This window comes from Rhodococcus sp. SG20037 (assembly GCF_031763325.1).
Lineage (GTDB): Bacteria > Actinomycetota > Actinomycetes > Mycobacteriales > Mycobacteriaceae > Rhodococcus_F > Rhodococcus_F qingshengii.
The window spans coordinates 3,358,204-3,374,293 of the sequence record NZ_CP134497.1; the positions used below are offsets into that span (position 1 = coordinate 3,358,204).

General features: G+C 64.0%; 14 protein-coding genes and 1 tRNA gene. 12 read left to right on the plus strand and 3 right to left on the minus strand.

Annotated features, from left to right (window positions below; all coding sequences use genetic code 11):
* Positions 1 to 18 precede the first annotated feature (18 nt).
* Together RHP72_RS15460 and RHP72_RS15465 are read left to right on the plus strand one after the other, a co-directional pair.
* Positions 19 to 1,116: an iron ABC transporter permease gene (locus RHP72_RS15460; protein WP_030537529.1), complete on the plus strand. Its 1,098-nt coding sequence runs from the start codon at positions 19 to 21 to the stop codon at positions 1,114 to 1,116.
* Positions 1,113 to 1,976, plus strand: coding sequence for a heme ABC transporter ATP-binding protein (locus RHP72_RS15465; protein WP_007733386.1), 864 nt, complete (start codon positions 1,113 to 1,115; stop codon positions 1,974 to 1,976). The genes RHP72_RS15460 and RHP72_RS15465 overlap by 4 nt, the downstream gene beginning before the upstream one ends.
* On the opposite strand, the gene RHP72_RS15470 is transcribed toward RHP72_RS15465, so the two are convergent.
* The gene (locus RHP72_RS15470; protein WP_007733387.1) at positions 1,957 to 2,379 is read right to left on the minus strand and encodes a hypothetical protein; all 423 of its coding nucleotides are present in this window, start codon (positions 2,377 to 2,379) and stop codon (positions 1,957 to 1,959) included. The two genes, RHP72_RS15465 and RHP72_RS15470, sit on opposite strands and share 20 nt — an antisense overlap.
* 183 nt (positions 2,380 to 2,562) lie before the next feature.
* Between RHP72_RS15470 and RHP72_RS15475 the strand changes: the two genes are divergently transcribed.
* The 3 genes from RHP72_RS15475 (at position 2,563) to RHP72_RS15485 (ending at position 4,982) form a co-directional block, all read left to right on the plus strand.
* Positions 2,563 to 3,588 (plus strand): hypothetical protein, encoded by a 1,026-nt coding sequence (locus RHP72_RS15475; RefSeq protein WP_064444622.1) that lies wholly within the window; start codon positions 2,563 to 2,565, stop codon positions 3,586 to 3,588.
* Positions 3,588 to 3,836, plus strand: coding sequence for a DUF5703 family protein (locus tag RHP72_RS15480; RefSeq protein WP_003946171.1), 249 nt, complete (start codon positions 3,588 to 3,590; stop codon positions 3,834 to 3,836). Before RHP72_RS15475 ends, RHP72_RS15480 begins: the two co-directional genes overlap by 1 nt.
* Before the next feature lie 75 nt (positions 3,837 to 3,911).
* The gene (locus RHP72_RS15485; RefSeq protein ID WP_311093565.1) at positions 3,912 to 4,982 is read left to right on the plus strand and encodes a quinone-dependent dihydroorotate dehydrogenase; all 1,071 of its coding nucleotides are present in this window, start codon (positions 3,912 to 3,914) and stop codon (positions 4,980 to 4,982) included.
* 58 nt (positions 4,983 to 5,040) lie between these two features.
* Here RHP72_RS15485 and RHP72_RS15490 read toward each other — a convergent pair whose 3' ends face one another.
* Entirely contained in the window at positions 5,041 to 5,577 is a 537-nt protein-coding gene (locus RHP72_RS15490; RefSeq protein WP_054827756.1) for a YbhB/YbcL family Raf kinase inhibitor-like protein, read from the minus strand.
* Between the two features lie 65 nt (positions 5,578 to 5,642).
* Complete coding sequence (locus RHP72_RS15495; protein WP_003946170.1) at positions 5,643 to 6,995, minus strand: M20/M25/M40 family metallo-hydrolase; 1,353 nt, start codon at positions 6,993 to 6,995, stop codon at positions 5,643 to 5,645.
* A 118-nt stretch (positions 6,996 to 7,113) separates the two neighbouring features.
* On the opposite strand from RHP72_RS15495, the gene RHP72_RS15500 reads away from it, so the two are divergent.
* The 7 genes from RHP72_RS15500 to RHP72_RS15530 all read left to right on the plus strand — a co-directional run bounded on the left by RHP72_RS15500 (position 7,114) and on the right by RHP72_RS15530 (position 16,071).
* Positions 7,114 to 7,199 (plus strand) — tRNA-Leu (locus RHP72_RS15500).
* 108 nt (positions 7,200 to 7,307) lie between these two features.
* Complete coding sequence (locus tag RHP72_RS15505) at positions 7,308 to 8,849, plus strand: SDR family NAD(P)-dependent oxidoreductase (RefSeq protein WP_074447104.1); 1,542 nt, start codon at positions 7,308 to 7,310, stop codon at positions 8,847 to 8,849.
* A 157-nt stretch (positions 8,850 to 9,006) separates the two neighbouring features.
* Positions 9,007 to 9,438, plus strand: a complete 432-nt coding sequence (locus RHP72_RS15510; RefSeq protein ID WP_003946198.1) for a universal stress protein — start codon at positions 9,007 to 9,009, stop codon at positions 9,436 to 9,438.
* Positions 9,439 to 9,482: 44 nt separating this feature from the next.
* Positions 9,483 to 10,733: a trans-acting enoyl reductase family protein gene (locus tag RHP72_RS15515; protein ID WP_042924714.1), complete on the plus strand. Its 1,251-nt coding sequence runs from the start codon at positions 9,483 to 9,485 to the stop codon at positions 10,731 to 10,733.
* Between the two features lie 152 nt (positions 10,734 to 10,885).
* On the plus strand, positions 10,886 to 13,069 hold the full coding sequence (locus tag RHP72_RS15520) for a malate synthase G (RefSeq protein ID WP_007732004.1): 2,184 nt from the start codon (positions 10,886 to 10,888) through the stop codon (positions 13,067 to 13,069).
* Positions 13,070 to 13,228: 159 nt separating this feature from the next.
* Positions 13,229 to 14,923 (plus strand): VWA domain-containing protein, encoded by a 1,695-nt coding sequence (locus RHP72_RS15525; protein WP_311093566.1) that lies wholly within the window; start codon positions 13,229 to 13,231, stop codon positions 14,921 to 14,923.
* Positions 14,923 to 16,071, plus strand: coding sequence for a metallophosphoesterase (locus RHP72_RS15530; RefSeq protein ID WP_311093567.1), 1,149 nt, complete (start codon positions 14,923 to 14,925; stop codon positions 16,069 to 16,071). The genes RHP72_RS15525 and RHP72_RS15530 overlap by 1 nt, the downstream gene beginning before the upstream one ends.
* Positions 16,072 to 16,090: the final 19 nt, after the last annotated feature.

Sequence of the window (16,090 nt, forward strand, 5' to 3'; positions counted from 1 at the left end):
TCCGAAGCAGGTAAGACTGTGTCCGCAGCCGAGGATTCACACGACGTCGGGGGCGCCGACAAGTCGGCGTCTGGCCCCGCGTCACGGTCGCGGGTGAGTGCGGTTCTGGTCAGCTTGACTCTCGCCCTGGTGATCGTCGCGGTACTGTCGGCGTGCATCGGCCAAGTTCCGACGTCGCCTCTCGAGGTTTTGGGCAGCATCCTGCATCGCATCGGGCTCGACCTCGGTCCGATGCCCGCCCATCCCAGCGGTGAAGTGACTTTGTGGGAGGTTCGTTTCCCCCGCGTCGTGCTCGCCATCTGTGTCGGCGCGGCGCTGGGATGTTCCGGTGCGCTCCTGCAGGGTGTGTTTTCCAATCCGCTCGCAGAACCCGGAGTGATCGGAGTGTCTGCGGGCGCGGCAGTTGGCGCGAGTGCTGTCATCGTCGTCGGGGGAACGTTCGTGGCCGGCTGGGCCGTTGCTGCGGCTGCGTTCGTCGCCGGGCTGGTCACCACCGCGGCGGTCTACCTGCTGGCTCGGCACGAAGGCCGAACCGAAGTAGTGACGTTGGTGCTGACGGGCGTCGCGATCAACGCGTTCGCCGGCGGGCTCATCGCGTTCTTCACCTTCGTCGCCAGCCCGTCCGCTCGCGATCAGATCGTGTTCTGGCAACTCGGCTCACTCAACGGCGCTTCCTGGAACGCAGTCCTGATCGTGGCGCCGATGACCGTCGTCGGGATCGCCGCGACCATGATGATCGCCCCACGTCTCGACCTGCTGGCGCTCGGTGAACACGCGGCCCGTCACCTGGGCGTCAACGTCGAACGGCTGCGCCAGTTCGCGGTACTGATCGTCGCTCTCCTCGTCTCCGCAAGTGTTGCCTTCACGGGAATCATCCTCTTCGTCGGCCTGGTCGTTCCGCACCTGATGCGCATTCTCGTCGGACCTGGCCACCGCGCGCTGATTCCGGCGAGCGCCCTCGCCGGCGCACTGGTTCTGCTTGTCGCAGATCTGGGCTCGCGGTCGCTGATCGACAACGCAGACCTGCCCCTCGGAATGCTGACCGCTCTGGTGGGCGGCCCCTTCTTCTTCTGGCTTCTCCGACGCACGCGCGCGCAACAGGGCGGGTGGGCATGAGCAGCCTCGTAAGAAACTGGCGCGAACTGTTCGGCCGCGTCACCCCCGAACCGAAGAGCCCAGCCGTCGGTGATGTCACCCTCGAGGCGCGCGACATCACAGTCGAACGCGGTGGTCGGCAGATTCTGGAAGGCGTGTCCATCGAAGTCCGGGCAGGCGAGCTAGTCGTTCTCGTCGGACCGAACGGCGCCGGTAAGTCGACTCTTCTTGCGGCGTTGGCCGGTGATCAGCCCGTCATCGCTGGGCGGGTGGACGTTGACGGCACCGACCTCACTCAGTGGTCGCCGATCGACATGGCGCGCCGACGCGCGGTGCTCCCCCAGAAACACACCATCGGATTTTCGTTCAGCGCTCGCCAGGTGGTTCGTATGGGACGTGCGCCATGGACCGGAACTCGCCGAGAAGACCGCGACGGCGCTGCTATCACCGCGGCGATGAAGACCTGCGATGTCGAGGGGTTCGCCAATCGGCCGTTCGCCGTGCTGTCCGGCGGCGAGCAAGCGCGGGTCGCGCTGGCCCGGGTACTGGCACAGGAAACGTCGACCATCCTGCTGGACGAGCCGACTGCAGCTCTCGACCTCGGACACCAGGAGGCGGTGATGTCCGTGGCGCGCGCTCGCGCTGCGGACGGCGATGCCGTCGTCGTCGTTTTGCACGACCTCGCGTTGGCAGCGGCGTACGCGGATCGGATCGTCGTGCTCGAAAACGGCCGCATCGCCGCTGACGGTCCCCCGGAATCGGTGTTGCACGAAGAGCTTCTGACCCGCGTCTACGGTTATCCGGTCGAGGTGTTCCCGCATCCGACAACCGGAGCAACGCTGGTCATCCCGCGCCGAGAATTCACCGAACAGAATCGATGATCGATCCCAGCCTGTTCAGGACGGCTCTCACCGTCGGCAGGCTGCGGCCGTCGCCCTCACGAACTCCGTCACCGGGACCGGGCTGTGACCAATCAGCCTCCGTGGACAGAACTGCGTCGCGGACCACACCGGCGATGCTTCGCTCGTCGGTCAGATCGATGTCGGTCACCGATCGCTCCGCGGTGGCGACAACGTCTGCAGGGGTCGGCACACTGTGCTCGCAGTATTCGCCGTATACCTCGACGAACAGCATGCTCTTTCGTACGCGGAACGCGAAAGTTCGACCGTCGGACCTGCCGAAACCGTGTGCGTGAGCGCCGACGGTGAGGTCCTCGATCTCGAAGCCCGGCCGCGCCGGTTCGGGCGACTGCGCGCCGGAATCGGTGGGTTCTGTGGGAATCACAATGATCTCCTCGGTGATTGCAGCGTCAACCGCAACCGCTGTTCGTACGGTATCGCGTCAGGGGTGTGAGCGGAATGGTCGGTAGTTCCTCGACGCGATGAACGGCGCCCGACTGCGATCAGGGATGATCGATGACAGTCGCACTGCGTGAAGAACAGATGACAAGAAAAAGAGGAACTACACATGGCTCGCCTAGGGATCCGCACCACTGCAGCAGCAATGGGGGCGGCGGTTCTGCTGGTCACAGGATGTTCTTCCGGAGATGGCGGAGACGACCTCATCACGATCGATCCCGCAACGGCAGCGGTCTCACCGGCCACCACCAGTACCCCGGACGGCGTGGTTCACCCGTATTCAGGTCTGATCGATTCCATCACATTCGACCCGATCACGCGCAGGGCTGTAGTGGTTGCCAACGACCCCCGTTCGGTGCTGGTCGTTCCTTCGGACAGTTTGGCCGGCGCCGACCCCGCCTCTGCAGGTCGTCCAACAGCCCTGGATTCCGACGTACGCGACGTTTCGATCGGCTCTGACGGTAGCGCTCTTCTGTCGATGGATCGCCAGGTAGTGAAGCTGAATCTGACTTCGGGCGAACAGACGTCCATCCCGGTAGACGGGCAGGCGAATTCAGCGGTCGAACTCAACGACGGCCGCATCGCGATCGGCACGGACAATGGTTCAGTTCACATCGTCGACCCGAAGACCGATCAGTCACAGACGGTTTCGGGATTCGCATCCGTCGACGAACTCGCGGTCACCGGCGACAACCTGAGCGCCCTCGATCACCGTCAGACCTCGCTGACGGCGATCAACCTCGGAGACGGCAAACTCGGCGTCGCTCTCCGCGCCGGTGAGGGCGCAACTCATCTGGCCACCGATCGCTTCGGACGCATTCTGGTCACCGACACCACCGGCAACGAACTGCTCGTCTTCACTGCCGATCCGCTCCTGATGCACCAGCGCTACCCCGTCGGCGAGTCGCCGTACGCCGTTGCCTACGACGAGACCGCGGATCGGGTGTGGGTGACACTGACCGCGACCAATGAAGTGGTCGGCTTCGATCTGTCGTCCGGCATCCCCGTGGAGACCGGACGGTTCAAGACGGTGCGACAGCCGAATTCGTTGGCCGTAGACTCTTCCAACGGCAATCTGATCGTCGGATCGGCAACCGGTGACGGGCTGCAGGTCATCCCGTCACGGGAGAACTGATGGAAAAGCGTACGCGCGGGATCCCCGCGCAGTGGGAGACGTCGGACGACAAGTTCGACTATGTGCCCCTTCGACTACCGCCGAACGTTTCGCGGGTCACGGCGTCGATGCGTCTGGCGATCTCCGCCGAGTTCGGCGGATGGGAACTCTCCCGAGTCCGTCTCTACCCCGACGGCAGTCGTCGCGTGCTCCTCAAGCGAAAGAAGACGCCGCTGCACGTGACCGATCCGGACGGCATTCAGCACTGATCGTCCAACAGACGACCAGGGCCCGCCGCTGTCGAAACCGCTGACAAAATCACACCATCGAAGAGCTGGAGAATCGTGTACCAACTGCTGCTGAGCCTGATGTTCCGGGTCCCACCGGAACGCATCCACCACATTGCCTTCACCGCGATGAAACTGGTGACACGGTTCGCTCCCCTTCGCTGGCTGGTCGCAAAAGTCCTTGTCGTCGACGACCCGGTTCTGCGGAGTCAGGCATTCGGTCTGACGTTCCCGGCACCTCTCGGCCTGGCCGCAGGATTCGACAAGGACGCCACCGGAGTCGACGCCTGGGGCCCGTTGGGATTCGGTTTCGCTGAGGTCGGAACAGTGACGGCCCAGGCTCAGCCCGGTAACCCCGCGCCGCGTCTCTTCCGTCTTCCGGCCGACCGCGCTCTGATCAACCGGATGGGCTTCAACAACCACGGCGCTGGTCACGCGGCGAATTTCCTGCGACAGCGCCGCGTCACGGTGCCGATCGGTGCCAACATCGGCAAGACCAAGATCGTCGAAGCCGCCGACGCCGCTGCCGACTACACCGCCAGCGCGCAGCTTCTGGGTCCGCTGGCCGACTTCATGGTCGTGAATGTCAGCTCGCCGAACACACCTGGACTCCGTGATCTGCAGGCCGTCTTATCACTGCGCCCGATCCTGCAGGCCGTGCTCGACACCGTCAGCGTGCCGGTACTGGTGAAGATCGCGCCCGACCTCTCGGACGAGGACGTCGACGCGGTCGCCGATCTGGCAATCGAACTCGGACTTGCCGGAATCGTCGCGACCAACACCACGATCCGTCGCGACGGTTTGAAGACCCCGGACGCCGAGGTAGCTGCACTCGGCGCAGGCGGGCTGTCCGGTGCACCGGTCGCCGAGCGCTCACTCGAAGTACTTCGGCGCCTGTACGCCCGAGTGGGCGACAAGATGACCATCATCTCGGTCGGCGGTATCGAGACGGCCGATCAGGCGTGGGAACGGATCCTCGCCGGCGCGACGCTGGTGCAGGGATACACCGGCTTCATCTACGGCGGACCGTTCTGGGCTCGCAGCATCCACAAGGGGATAGCCAAGCGGGTCCGCGCAGCGGGTTTCTCGTCGATCGCCCAGGCTGTGGGAGCTGAGAACCCTCGCTAGAGAGTGCTGTGCGCCTTTATTAACCGCCCGCGGTTAATAAAGGCGCACAGCATAGTGACTATTCGACCTCGAACGTCCCGGTCAGGGTTGCACGCGCAATCGCGTGATGGAACACGTTGAAACCGAGGAACGCCGGCGACGAATCAGGGGTGACTCCGTCGAGCGCCTCCACGTCGAGGGCATGCACCGCGACGATGTAGCGATGCGGACCGTGCCCGGGAGGCGGGCCTGCACCGATGAAACCGAACCCACCACCGTCGTGGCGGAGGGTGACGGTTCCGGCGGGCAGGACATCGCTGTCCGCCGCGCCGGCACCGGCGGGGAGCTCGGTGACGGAAGCGGGGATGTTCGCCACGGCCCAGTGCCAGAACCCCGACGCAGTCGGTGCGTCCGGATCGAACACCGTCACGACGAAGCTCTTCGTCTCGGCCGGAAAGCCGGACCACGAGAGCTGCGGTGAGATGTCTTCGCCACCGGGGACACCGAAGGCTCCACTGGCCTGAGCAAGCTTCAGCGGCTGGCCCGCAGTGATGTCGTCACTGGTCAGCTCGAAACTCGGCAACTTCGGCAATGGTTCGTACGGATCGTGCGCCATGCGAATCCTTTCTGTGACAAGAGAGCTCGATGTGCGTCGAGCTCACGGATCTATCTACGTGCTCGTCAGGAATTGAGCAGGAAATGTTCCAGAACACGTGTCCCGAACAGTAGTGCGTCCACCGGAACTCGCTCGTCGACGCCGTGGAACAGCGCGCTGAAATCCAGCTCGGGCGGCAACTGCAACGGCGCGAAGCCGAAGCAGCGAATGCCCAGTTTCGCGAATGCCTTCGCGTCGGTTCCGCCGGAGAGCATGTACGGAACTGTGCGAGCCTCCGGATCGTGGGCGAGGATCGCCTCGTTCATGGCGTCTACGAGGTGGCCGTCGAACGTTGTTTCGTACGAATCCAGCTTGGTGATCCACTCGCGGGTCACGTCGGGACCGATCAGTTGGTCCACCGTGCGCTCGAATTCGGCCTGCCGTCCCGGCAGCACGCGGCAGTCGAAGACCGCCTCGGCAGTCTGCGGAATGACGTTCGCCTTGTATCCGGCCTTGAGCATCGTCGGGTTCGCCGTGTCACGGAACGTCGCCCCGATGATGTTGGCGATCGTCCCCAACTTCGCGAGAGTCCCGTCGATGTCGGGTGATCCCGGATCGAAGTCCAATCCGGTCTCCTCGCCGACGGCGGTCAGGAACTCCGCGACCGAATCAGAGATCACGATCGGGAACTGGTGGGCAGCAAGCCTCGAGACCGCGCCGGCGAGTGTCGCGACCGCGTTGTCGTCGTGGAGGAAGGAGCCGTGCCCGGCGCGTCCCTTGGCAGTCAGACGCATCCAACCTAGGCCCTTTTCCGCAGTCTCCACGAGGTAGAGCCGGCGGTCGGTTCCGTCAGGCCGCGGAACCGTCAGCGAGAAACCGCCGACCTCACCCACGGCCTCGGTCACTCCCTCGAACAGATCCGGGCGGTGCTCGACCAGCCACTGGCATCCGTACTTTCCGCCAGCTTCCTCGTCCGCCACGAAGGCGAACACCAGATCACGCGGCGGTACGACGCCTTCCGCCTTGAACTGTCTGGCGAGGGCCAGGATCATCCCGACCATGTCCTTCATGTCCACGGCGCCGCGCCCCCAGACGTAACCGTCCTGGACGGTGCCGGCAAAGGGATGGACGCTCCAGTCGGCGGGCTCGGCCGGAACTACGTCGAGGTGACCGTGAAGCATCAACGCACCACGACCAGACTCGGCTCCCTTCAAACGAGCAAAGACATTTCCTCGGCCGGGTGCTCCGGACTCGACGTATTCCGTCTCGTAACCGACTTCTTGAAGCTGCGCGGCAACCCACTCCGCGCACGCACGCTCGCCTTTGGTGGTTTCGAGTTCTCCCGTGTTCGAGGTGTCGAAGCGGATGAGGGAACTGACCAGTTCGACTACTTCTGCTTCGGCTCTGCTCGGATTCGGATTATTCGGGGTTGTGGTCATTCCACTTTCCTACCATCGAATCAAACGACGCGGGCGACCGGAATGCCCCGCAACCTGGCGATTTGGGGCAGCTCACCTAATCGGATACTCTTTCCCAGCACCGAGAAATCGGGGCCGAGTCCGAGTGGCGGAATGGCAGACGCGCTAGCTTGAGGTGCTAGTGTCCTATTAACGGACGTGGGGGTTCAAGTCCCCCCTCGGACACTCTGTGTTGAGACAGACAGGAAAAGCTCCGGTTCATCGAACCGGAGCTTTTCTCGTAATTGGCGAAGTTCCCGCACCAGGGAACAGTCCGCGCGAGCGGCGATCGAGATGGAACAGAAGTTCGAAGTGGATACAGACACCAAGAAGTCGGATGCACTGCAGGCAGATTCGCTGGAAACAGCCGATTCAGAATCTGCTCGAGCCGAACTCACCGGACTCGACCCCGCAGAACTCGAAATCTGCCTGAAGGTCCTTTCCGAAGCCGCCGAACTCGACGACGAGCATCCCGATTCGATCACCATGCAGCGCGCTGTCGGCCATCTGTTCAAGCGACTCAAGAAGAAGCGTCGCCTCGCCTCGCGCGCAGCCGTCAACGAAGCCGACCGCCAAGTGGTCGCTGCGACTGCCACCGGTTCACCCGATCGCATCGACGACGAGACCGCAGGCATTCCGATCAAGTCGAACACCGCGGGCGCTTCCGCCGGCACGCTCATCAAGGCGCGGCCGTGCTACATCTGCAAGCAGCGCTACACCGCAGTCGACGCCTTCTACCACCAACTGTGCCCCGATTGCGCTGCCACCAGCCGCAGCAAACGTGATGCCAGCACTGATCTCACCGGCCGACGCGCACTTCTGACCGGCGGCCGCGCGAAGATCGGCATGTACATCGCGTTGCGCCTGCTGCGTGACGGCGCACATCTGACCATCACGACGCGATTCCCCAACGACGCGATCCGCCGATTCAAAGCGATGGAAGACAGCAACGACTGGATTCACCGTCTGCGCATCGTCGGCATCGACCTCCGCGACCCCGCCCAGGTTGTTGCACTCGCGGATTCCGTTGCCGCACAGGGTCCACTCGACATCCTCATCAACAACGCCGCGCAAACCGTCCGACGCTCCCCCGGTGCCTACGGCGCTCTGGTCGACGCCGAGTCCGGTGCGCTTCCCGCCGGTGAACTGCCTGATGTCCTGACTTTCGGCAAGACGAGCGACGCCCACCCCGCGGCTCTGGCCGGATCGCTGTCGGACGTCGCAAGCATCACCTCCGGAAATCTGTCCGCCGACGCGGTCAGTTCACTCGCCCTCGTCGCCAAGTCGGCGTCACCCGATCGCATCGAGCAGGGCATCGCCATCGACGCGGGCGGGCTGCTGCCCGACCTCGCGCACACCAACAGCTGGGTTCAGACCGTCGAAGAGGTCGATCCAATCGAGCTTCTCGAAGTCCAGCTCTGCAACTCGGTCGCGCCCTTCATCCTCGTTTCGCGCTTGCGCCCGTCGATGGCTGCGGCCGCTGCGCGACGCAAGTACGTCGTGAACGTTTCCGCCATGGAAGGCCAGTTCAGCCGCGCGTACAAGGGCCCTGGCCACCCGCACACCAACATGGCCAAGGCAGCACTGAACATGCTGACCCGCACCAGCTCCAAGGAAATGCTCGACGACGGCATCCTCATGACCGCCGTCGACACCGGCTGGATCACCGACGAACGCCCACACTTCACCAAGATGCGGTTGGCCGACGAAGGTTTTCACGCACCACTCGACCTCGTCGACGGTGCCGCCCGCGTCTACGACCCCATCGTTCAGGGTGAACTGGGCGTCGACCTGCACGGCTGCTTCCTCAAGGACTACAAACCCTCGCCGTGGTGATGGGCGGCACCGCCGCGGTGGTGACAGGCAGCACCTAGCCGCCCCGATGTGGCGATCTCGTCACCCCCAAACCCCCGTGTCGAGTAGCTCATTTCAGGTAGAGCACAGCATTGCAGGCGATAATGGAGCCGACACTGCTCACCGACTCGGAGGAACCATGACGATCGCCGTCGTACACAAGGACAGCCCGGAAGGCCGTGCCGCAATCGTGGCCGCTGCACGGGAATCCGTGGGTCGAAGCGAGGAACTGCTGGTTCTGCACGTCCTGGACGACGTCAACATCGGAGGCACGGTCAACCTCGGAGACACCGAGGACGATCGGGCCGCTCTTCGCGGCGAGATCCAGTCAGCGCTCGACGCCGGTGGATTCTCGGAGACGAAGTGGGATCTGCGCACCACCGAGCACGACGGCGATCCGGTTACCGCGCTCGTCGACCTGGTCCACGACGCGGGTGTCGATCTCCTGATCGTCGGAACACGCCGGATGTCCCCCATCGGCAAGTTCCTCCTCGAACGCCCGCTGCAACGCCTGTTGCTCGAAGTCGAGGCTCCGATCCTCGTCGTCAAGGAGCCCCTCCCCGCCGAGTGACCGCGGTCACATCACTTTCGACTACTCGTTTGTAGGCTGGCTCCATGACTGGAACCTCGCCCGCCCGAGAACTCGACATCATCGTCTACGGAGCGAGCGGCTTCGTCGGTAAGCTTCTCGCCGACTACCTCGTCAAACATGCTCCCGAAGGCACGAAGATCGGCCTCGGTGGCCGCTCCCTCGAAAAGTTGGCAGCCACTCGCGCCGATCTGGGTACTGCCGCTGCCGATCTCCCCTTGATCATCGCCGACGCCGACGACGCAACCGCACTGAAGGCACTCGCCCAGCGAACCCGGGTCGTCGCCACCACGGTCGGCCCGTATGCCAAGTACGGCCACGCCCTTGTTCACGAATGCGCCTCCGCCGGAACTCATTACGTCGACCTGACCGGTGAGGTGCTGTTCCACCGCGAGAGCATCGACGACAACCATGAGCTGGCGGTCTCGACCGGCGCCAAGATCGTCCATTCCTGCGGATTCGATTCCATCCCTTCCGATCTCGGAGTTCACGTCCTGCACGAGAAGGTCGCCGCCGACGGCGCCGGCGAGCTCACCGACACCACCCTGGTGGTCACGGCCCTGCGCGGCGGCGTGAGCGGTGGCACCATCGATTCGCTTCGCAACCAAATCGACGTGTCGAAAGACGATGCGCGCCTGCGGAAACTTGCTGCCTCGCCGTACTCGCTGAGCCCCGATCGTGATCGGGAGCCCGAACTCGGACGCCAGAGCGACGTGAGCGTGGTCGACGGCAAGAAGATCGATCCGTCGTTGAAGGGGTGGAAAGCGCCGTTCGTGATGGCGTCGTACAACACACGAGTCGTCCGTCGCAGCAATGCGCTCCGAGAGTGGGCGTACGGCAAGAAGTTCAAGTACAGCGAGGTGATGAGCGTCGGCTCATCGGTGGTGTCACCGGTGATTGCGGGCGGCGTGGCGGTCGGCCTCGGCGCGCTGGTCGCCGGACTCGCTCTACCTCCGACACGTTTCCTTCTCGACAAGGTATTGCCGGCTCCCGGTGAAGGTCCGAGCGAGAGCACCCAGAAGAAGGGCCACTTCACGCTCGACGTGTTCACCACGACCACGACCGGCGCCCGATACACATCACGAGTGAAGGCGAAGGGCGACCCGGGATACAGCGCGACGGCGGTAATGCTCGGCGAATCTGCGTTGTCGTTGGCGAAGGACCAAAAGGCTCTTCCCCCGGCCACCGGCGTTTTGACTCCAGCGACAGCGCTCGGCGACGTCCTGGTCGAGCGTCTACGCGCGGCTGGTTTCGAGATTTCCGCGCGCAAACTCTAGACAGAACGAATTTCACTTGATCGTTTCAGCTCTTCGCGCCCGATTATCGCAGCTCAGGGCGCGGACAGCGGTGGGAATACTCCCAGGTAACATTGATGTTGGTTCATGGCATCCATATGTGATGCTCCGCTTTCGGAAAAGTGAGGCTATTCATGACTGAGCGCGTTCAGGTCGGCAGTCTTCAGGTTGCCAAGGTTCTCTACGACTTCGTGGTCGAGGAGGCTCTTCCCGGCACCGGTGTAGACGCCGAAACGTTCTGGGCCGGCGCCGACAAGGTCATCACCGAGCTCGCACCGAAGAACCGCGACTTGCTTGCCAAGCGTGACGATCTGCAGGCTCAGATCGATCAGTGGCATCGCGATCACGCCGGCGCTCCCATCGACGCCGCCGCGTACAAGGCGTTCCTGCAGGAAATCGGCTACCTCCTGCCGACGCCTGCCGAGTTCTCGGTCACCACCGCGAACGTCGACACCGAGATCACCTCGACGGCCGGCCCGCAGTTGGTCGTGCCGATCCTCAACGCGCGCTTCGCACTCAACGCGTCCAACGCCCGCTGGGGTTCGTTGTACGACGCGCTGTACGGCACCAACGCCATCTCCGAGGAGAACGGCGCCGAGAAGGGTTCCGGCTACAACAAGGTCCGCGGCGACAAGGTCATCGCCTGGGCGCGTGAATTCCTCGATGCGGCAGCACCTCTCGCGTCGGGATCGCATGCAGATTCAACCAAGTACGTTGTCGACGGCAGTGAACTGAAGATCACGTTGGCAGACGGTACTGTCACCACGCTCGCCCAGCCGGAGAAGTTCGTCGGCTACCTCGGCGAGAAGGACGCACCGACGAGCATCCTGCTGCTGAACAACGGATTGCACGCCGAGATCCAGATCGACGCCTCGTCCCCGATCGGCAGCACCGACGCCGCCGGCGTCAAGGACGTCGTTCTCGAATCCGCCGTCACCACGATCATGGACTTCGAGGATTCTGTCGCCGCTGTCGACGCCGACGACAAGGTTGTCGGCTACCGAAACTGGTTGGGTCTCAACCGTGGTGACCTGTCCGAGGAGATCAAGAAGGGCGCCAAGTCCTTCACCCGCACGCTCAACGGCGACCGTAAGTACACCGCAGTCGACGGCAGCGAACTCAGCCTGCACGGTCGTTCGCTCCTGTTCGTCCGCAACGTCGGTCACCTCATGACCAACCCCGCGATCCTCGACGCCGACGGCAACGAGGTCCCCGAGGGCATCCTCGACGCCTTGATCACCAGTGCCTGTGCAGTGCACGGCCTCTCGATCAGTGACGCCAACGGACCGCTCGACAACAGCCGCACCGGCTCGATCTACATCGTCAAGCCCAAGCAGCACGGTCCCGAGGAGGTTGCCTTCACCACCGAACTGTTCGGCCGTGTCGAGCAGGTTCTCGGGCTTCCGGAGAACACGCTCAAGGTCGGCATCATGGACGAGGAGCGTCGTACGACGGTCAACCTCGCCGCCTGCATCAAGGAAGCCAGCGACCGCGTCGTGTTCATCAACACCGGCTTCCTCGACCGCACCGGCGACGAGATCCACACCTCCATGGAAGCCGGCGCGATGGTGCGCAAGGCCGAGATGAAGAAGCAGAAGTGGATCGGCGCCTACGAGGACTGGAACGTCGACACCGGTCTGGCCTGCGGTCTGCAGGGCAAGGCCCAGATCGGCAAGGGCATGTGGGCCATGACCGAGTTGATGGCAGACATGCTCGAGCAGAAGATCGGTCACCCCAAGGCCGGCGCCAACACTGCATGGGTACCTTCGCCGACCGGCGCAACGCTGCACGCGACGCACTACCACCGCGTCGACGTATTCGCAGTTCAGGACAGCCTGAAGGGCAAGCCTCGCGCGAGCGTCGACGACATCCTGACCATCCCGCTCGCTCCCAGCACCGACTGGACGGACGCGGAGAAGAAGGAAGAGCTCGACAACAACTGCCAGTCCATCCTCGGCTACGTGGTCCGTTGGATCGACGCGGGCGTCGGCTGCTCCAAGGTTCCCGACATCCACGATGTCGCGCTCATGGAGGATCGCGCCACGCTGCGCATCTCGAGCCAGCTGCTCGCCAACTGGCTGCGTCACGGCATCGTCAGCGAGAGCGACGTTGTCAGTGCACTCGAGCGCATGGCCCCGGTTGTCGACCGTCAGAACGAGGGCGACGCCGAGTACCGCAACATGGCACCTGATTTCGATTCCAACATCGCGTTCCAGGCTGCCAAGGAACTCATCCTCGAAGGCGCGAAGCAGCCCAGCGGATACACGGAGCCGATCCTGCATCGCCGCCGCCGCGAGTACAAGGCCGCCAACGCCTGATTTCACCTTCTTCGAACTCGAAGCTGAACCCGAACAGCCTCGGCACCGCTCCCGGTGTCGAGGCTGTTCGCGTAGGCCCCGAAGTTTCGTCACTAGACTGGCCGAGGACACAGTCCGTTCAACAGACATTCTTCGAGTGACCAAGGTAGGGCAAGGTACGTGGGCGAACATCGCGGCGGGTCAGGCGCCAGAGGTATCAGTAAGGGGCCGATTCTCGTCGTCGTGCTGATCGTCTTGATCGTGGCAGGCTTCTTCGGATGGAAGGCCCTCAGCAACCGGATCGACGATCAGGGACAGCAGGCAGCCGGTACGTGCGTCGAGGGCAACAAGACACTCGACGTCACCGCGGATCCGTCCATAGCCCCACAGGTCGAGGAACTGGCGAAGCGGTACACCCAGACCTCGCCGGTGGTGCGTGATCACTGCATCGCCGTCGTGGTGCACGGTGCGCCGTCCGCGTCGGTCTCGACGGCACTCGAAGCCGGTCCGGCGGCCCCCTGGGACGACGCAGCATTGGGACCACGTCCCTCCCTGTGGATCCCGACGAGTTCGTTCGAACTCGCGCCACTGTCGGGCAAGGCCGTGATCAACGGTGATCCTCGCTCGCTCGCGAGTTCCCCGATCGTTCTGGCAGCCGGTCCCGAGACCGCGGCAGCATTGGCCGGCGCAGCATCGAGTTGGAAGTCTTTGCCTTCCGATCTGACGGTCGCCCTGCCGGTCGGAAGTACCGAAACCTCGATGGCTGCACAGGCGATCGCTGCCGGCGTCGCCGATGCGGGTGCCGGTCCGGTCACGACGGATCAGGCGAAGTCCGCTCAGGTCAACGCTGCGCTCAGTGCACGGGCGTTGCAGTTCCAATCCTTGCCGACTCCCCCCTCGTCCACCGCCGAAGCCCTCGGAGCACTGAGCGCCGGAACACCGGATTCGGTGAAAGCCGTTCCGGCCACGGAACAGTCGATAGCGCAGAGCGCGAACGCGGCGATGACGACGTACTCCCCCGCCGGCGCAACGCCAGTCGCGGACTATCCGGCGGTCATCGTCTCGGGCAGCGGGATCGACGAAACCGCGTCGCGCGCAGCGGCACAGTTTGCCGATTTCATGCGTGAGCCGAATCAGTCACAGTTGTTCGTCGGCGCCGGTTTCCGGGTCGAGGGCCAAGACCTTCCCGATCTCGGGGCGGTGTCCCCGGCCAAGATCTCGTCCACGTTGAAACCGGCTTCGGCGGAGACCGCAGCGGCGCTCGGTGACATAGTCGCCAACCCGGTCTCGCCGCGCAGTGCCACCATCCTGATGGACACGTCGGCGTCGATGGGTACCGACGACGGTGGCACTACCCGCTTGGCGAACGTTGCCTCGGCGGTGAATACCCAATTGGGTCGCAGCCCTGACGCTTCGGACATCGGCCTTCGCGAGTTCAGCACGGGCACCGACGGAAAACCGTCCGAGCGCATCCTGGTTCCGGGCGGTTCACTGTCCGAGCCGAATCGGCGTGCCACGATCACCGATTTCCTCAACGGGCTTCGGGCCGGCGGAAAGACCTCCAAGTACCCGGCGCTTGCCAGCTCCTACAAAGCCGCCGTGGACGGTTTCGACGCGGGGCGAGTCAACTCGGTGCTGCTGATCACCTCGAGTACGCCTGACGAATCCGCCACGACGCGAGCCGAACTGCTCAGCGCGATCGCCGCTACGGGCAATCCGTCGCGTCCGGTACAGGTCGACGTGATCGTCGTCGGTGCGGGCGACGACGTCTCCACACTCCAAGACGTCTCGGATCGGACGGGCGGAACATTGGTTCGGGTCGATTCGACGTCCGACCCCGCTCTCGCGGCCGCAGTGACCAAGATGCTGTCCTGATGGGGCGCGTCGCGGTTTTTGCAGTCCTTCTCGCCCTTCTGACCTGGTTCCTGCATCGCCGACTCGTTCGCGCCACCGGCATCCCGAGGCGATGGGCTCGTCTCGCCGACACTGCGCTTGTCGTCTTGGCGGTCTCGACGCTCATCGGGGTCGGCAGCGGCGAAGTCTTCTCGACGTCCTGGGCGCGACCGATCGGATTTGTCGGATGGGTCTGGCTGGCTTCGTGGCTGTATCTGATTCCCGGACTGCTCGTGATCGGCCTGTTCGCCGGGATCGGTCGACTACGTGCACGCCACACGGATACCACGACCGAAGTCGACCCAGCCAAGCGTCGTACGTTGCAGTTGGCTACAGCAGCAGTCACTCTCGCGGCGATCGGCACCGCCGGCTACGGCGTCTACGAGGCGTCGGGCCCCAAGATTTCCCGCGTCCGCGTGCCGCTCGCTCGTCTACCTGAGGGCTTCAACGGATACCGGATCGCCTTGATCACCGACCTGCACGTGGGACCGGCCCGCGGGGTCGACTTCACCCGCAAGGTGGTCGATATCGTGAACTCGCAGAATGTCGATCTGATCGCGATCGGCGGCGACCTCGTGGACGGAACCGTCGCGAAAGTTGCTCCCGATCTTGCTCCGCTCGCCGATCTTCGGGCGCCCGACGGAATCTTCGGAGTCAGCGGAAACCACGAGTTCTACGCCGACGACGGCGGCAAATGGCTCGACGTGTGGGAGACATTGGGGATCACCACACTTCGCAACAGCCGCACCTCGATCCAGCATGGCGGCGATACCATCGACATCGTGGGCATCCACGACTACACGTCGCCGGCCCCGTACGAGCCGAACCTGACTGCCGCGCTCGCAGGTCGCGATCCGAATACTTTCGCCTTGCTTCTCGCGCACGAACCGCGTCAAGCGATCGAGGCGTCCGAGATGGGTATCGATCTGCAACTGTCCGGGCACACTCACGGCGGTCAGATGTGGCCGCTGCGGTATCTTGTTCCGCTGCAGCAGCCTTCGGTGCAAGGCTTGGACAGGGTCGGAAACACAGTGCTGTACACGACGCGCGGCGCCAGGGCTTGGGGTCCGCCGGTACGCGTCGGCGCCCCGCCGGAGATCACTGTTCTCGAACTCGTACACGAGAGGTGATGATCTCCGGCGGGCACAC

Excerpts from the sequence above, each read along its gene's own strand:
- RHP72_RS15510 (WP_003946198.1), top strand. The coding sequence starts at position 9,007 with ATGACGATCGCCGTCGTACACAAGGACAGCCCGGAAGGCCGTGCCGCA.
- RHP72_RS15520 (WP_007732004.1), top strand. The coding sequence starts at position 10,886 with ATGACTGAGCGCGTTCAGGTCGGCAGTCTTCAGGTTGCCAAGGTTCTC.
- RHP72_RS15505 (WP_074447104.1), top strand. The coding sequence starts at position 7,308 with ATGGAACAGAAGTTCGAAGTGGATACAGACACCAAGAAGTCGGATGCA.
- RHP72_RS15530 (WP_311093567.1), top strand. The coding sequence starts at position 14,923 with ATGGGGCGCGTCGCGGTTTTTGCAGTCCTTCTCGCCCTTCTGACCTGG.
- RHP72_RS15480 (WP_003946171.1), top strand. The coding sequence starts at position 3,588 with ATGGAAAAGCGTACGCGCGGGATCCCCGCGCAGTGGGAGACGTCGGAC.
- RHP72_RS15515 (WP_042924714.1), top strand. The coding sequence starts at position 9,483 with ATGACTGGAACCTCGCCCGCCCGAGAACTCGACATCATCGTCTACGGA.
- RHP72_RS15475 (WP_064444622.1), top strand. The coding sequence starts at position 2,563 with ATGGCTCGCCTAGGGATCCGCACCACTGCAGCAGCAATGGGGGCGGCG.
- RHP72_RS15495 (WP_003946170.1), bottom strand. The coding sequence starts at position 6,995 with ATGACCACAACCCCGAATAATCCGAATCCGAGCAGAGCCGAAGCAGAA.
- RHP72_RS15465 (WP_007733386.1), top strand. The coding sequence starts at position 1,113 with ATGAGCAGCCTCGTAAGAAACTGGCGCGAACTGTTCGGCCGCGTCACC.
- RHP72_RS15490 (WP_054827756.1), bottom strand. The coding sequence starts at position 5,577 with ATGGCGCACGATCCGTACGAACCATTGCCGAAGTTGCCGAGTTTCGAG.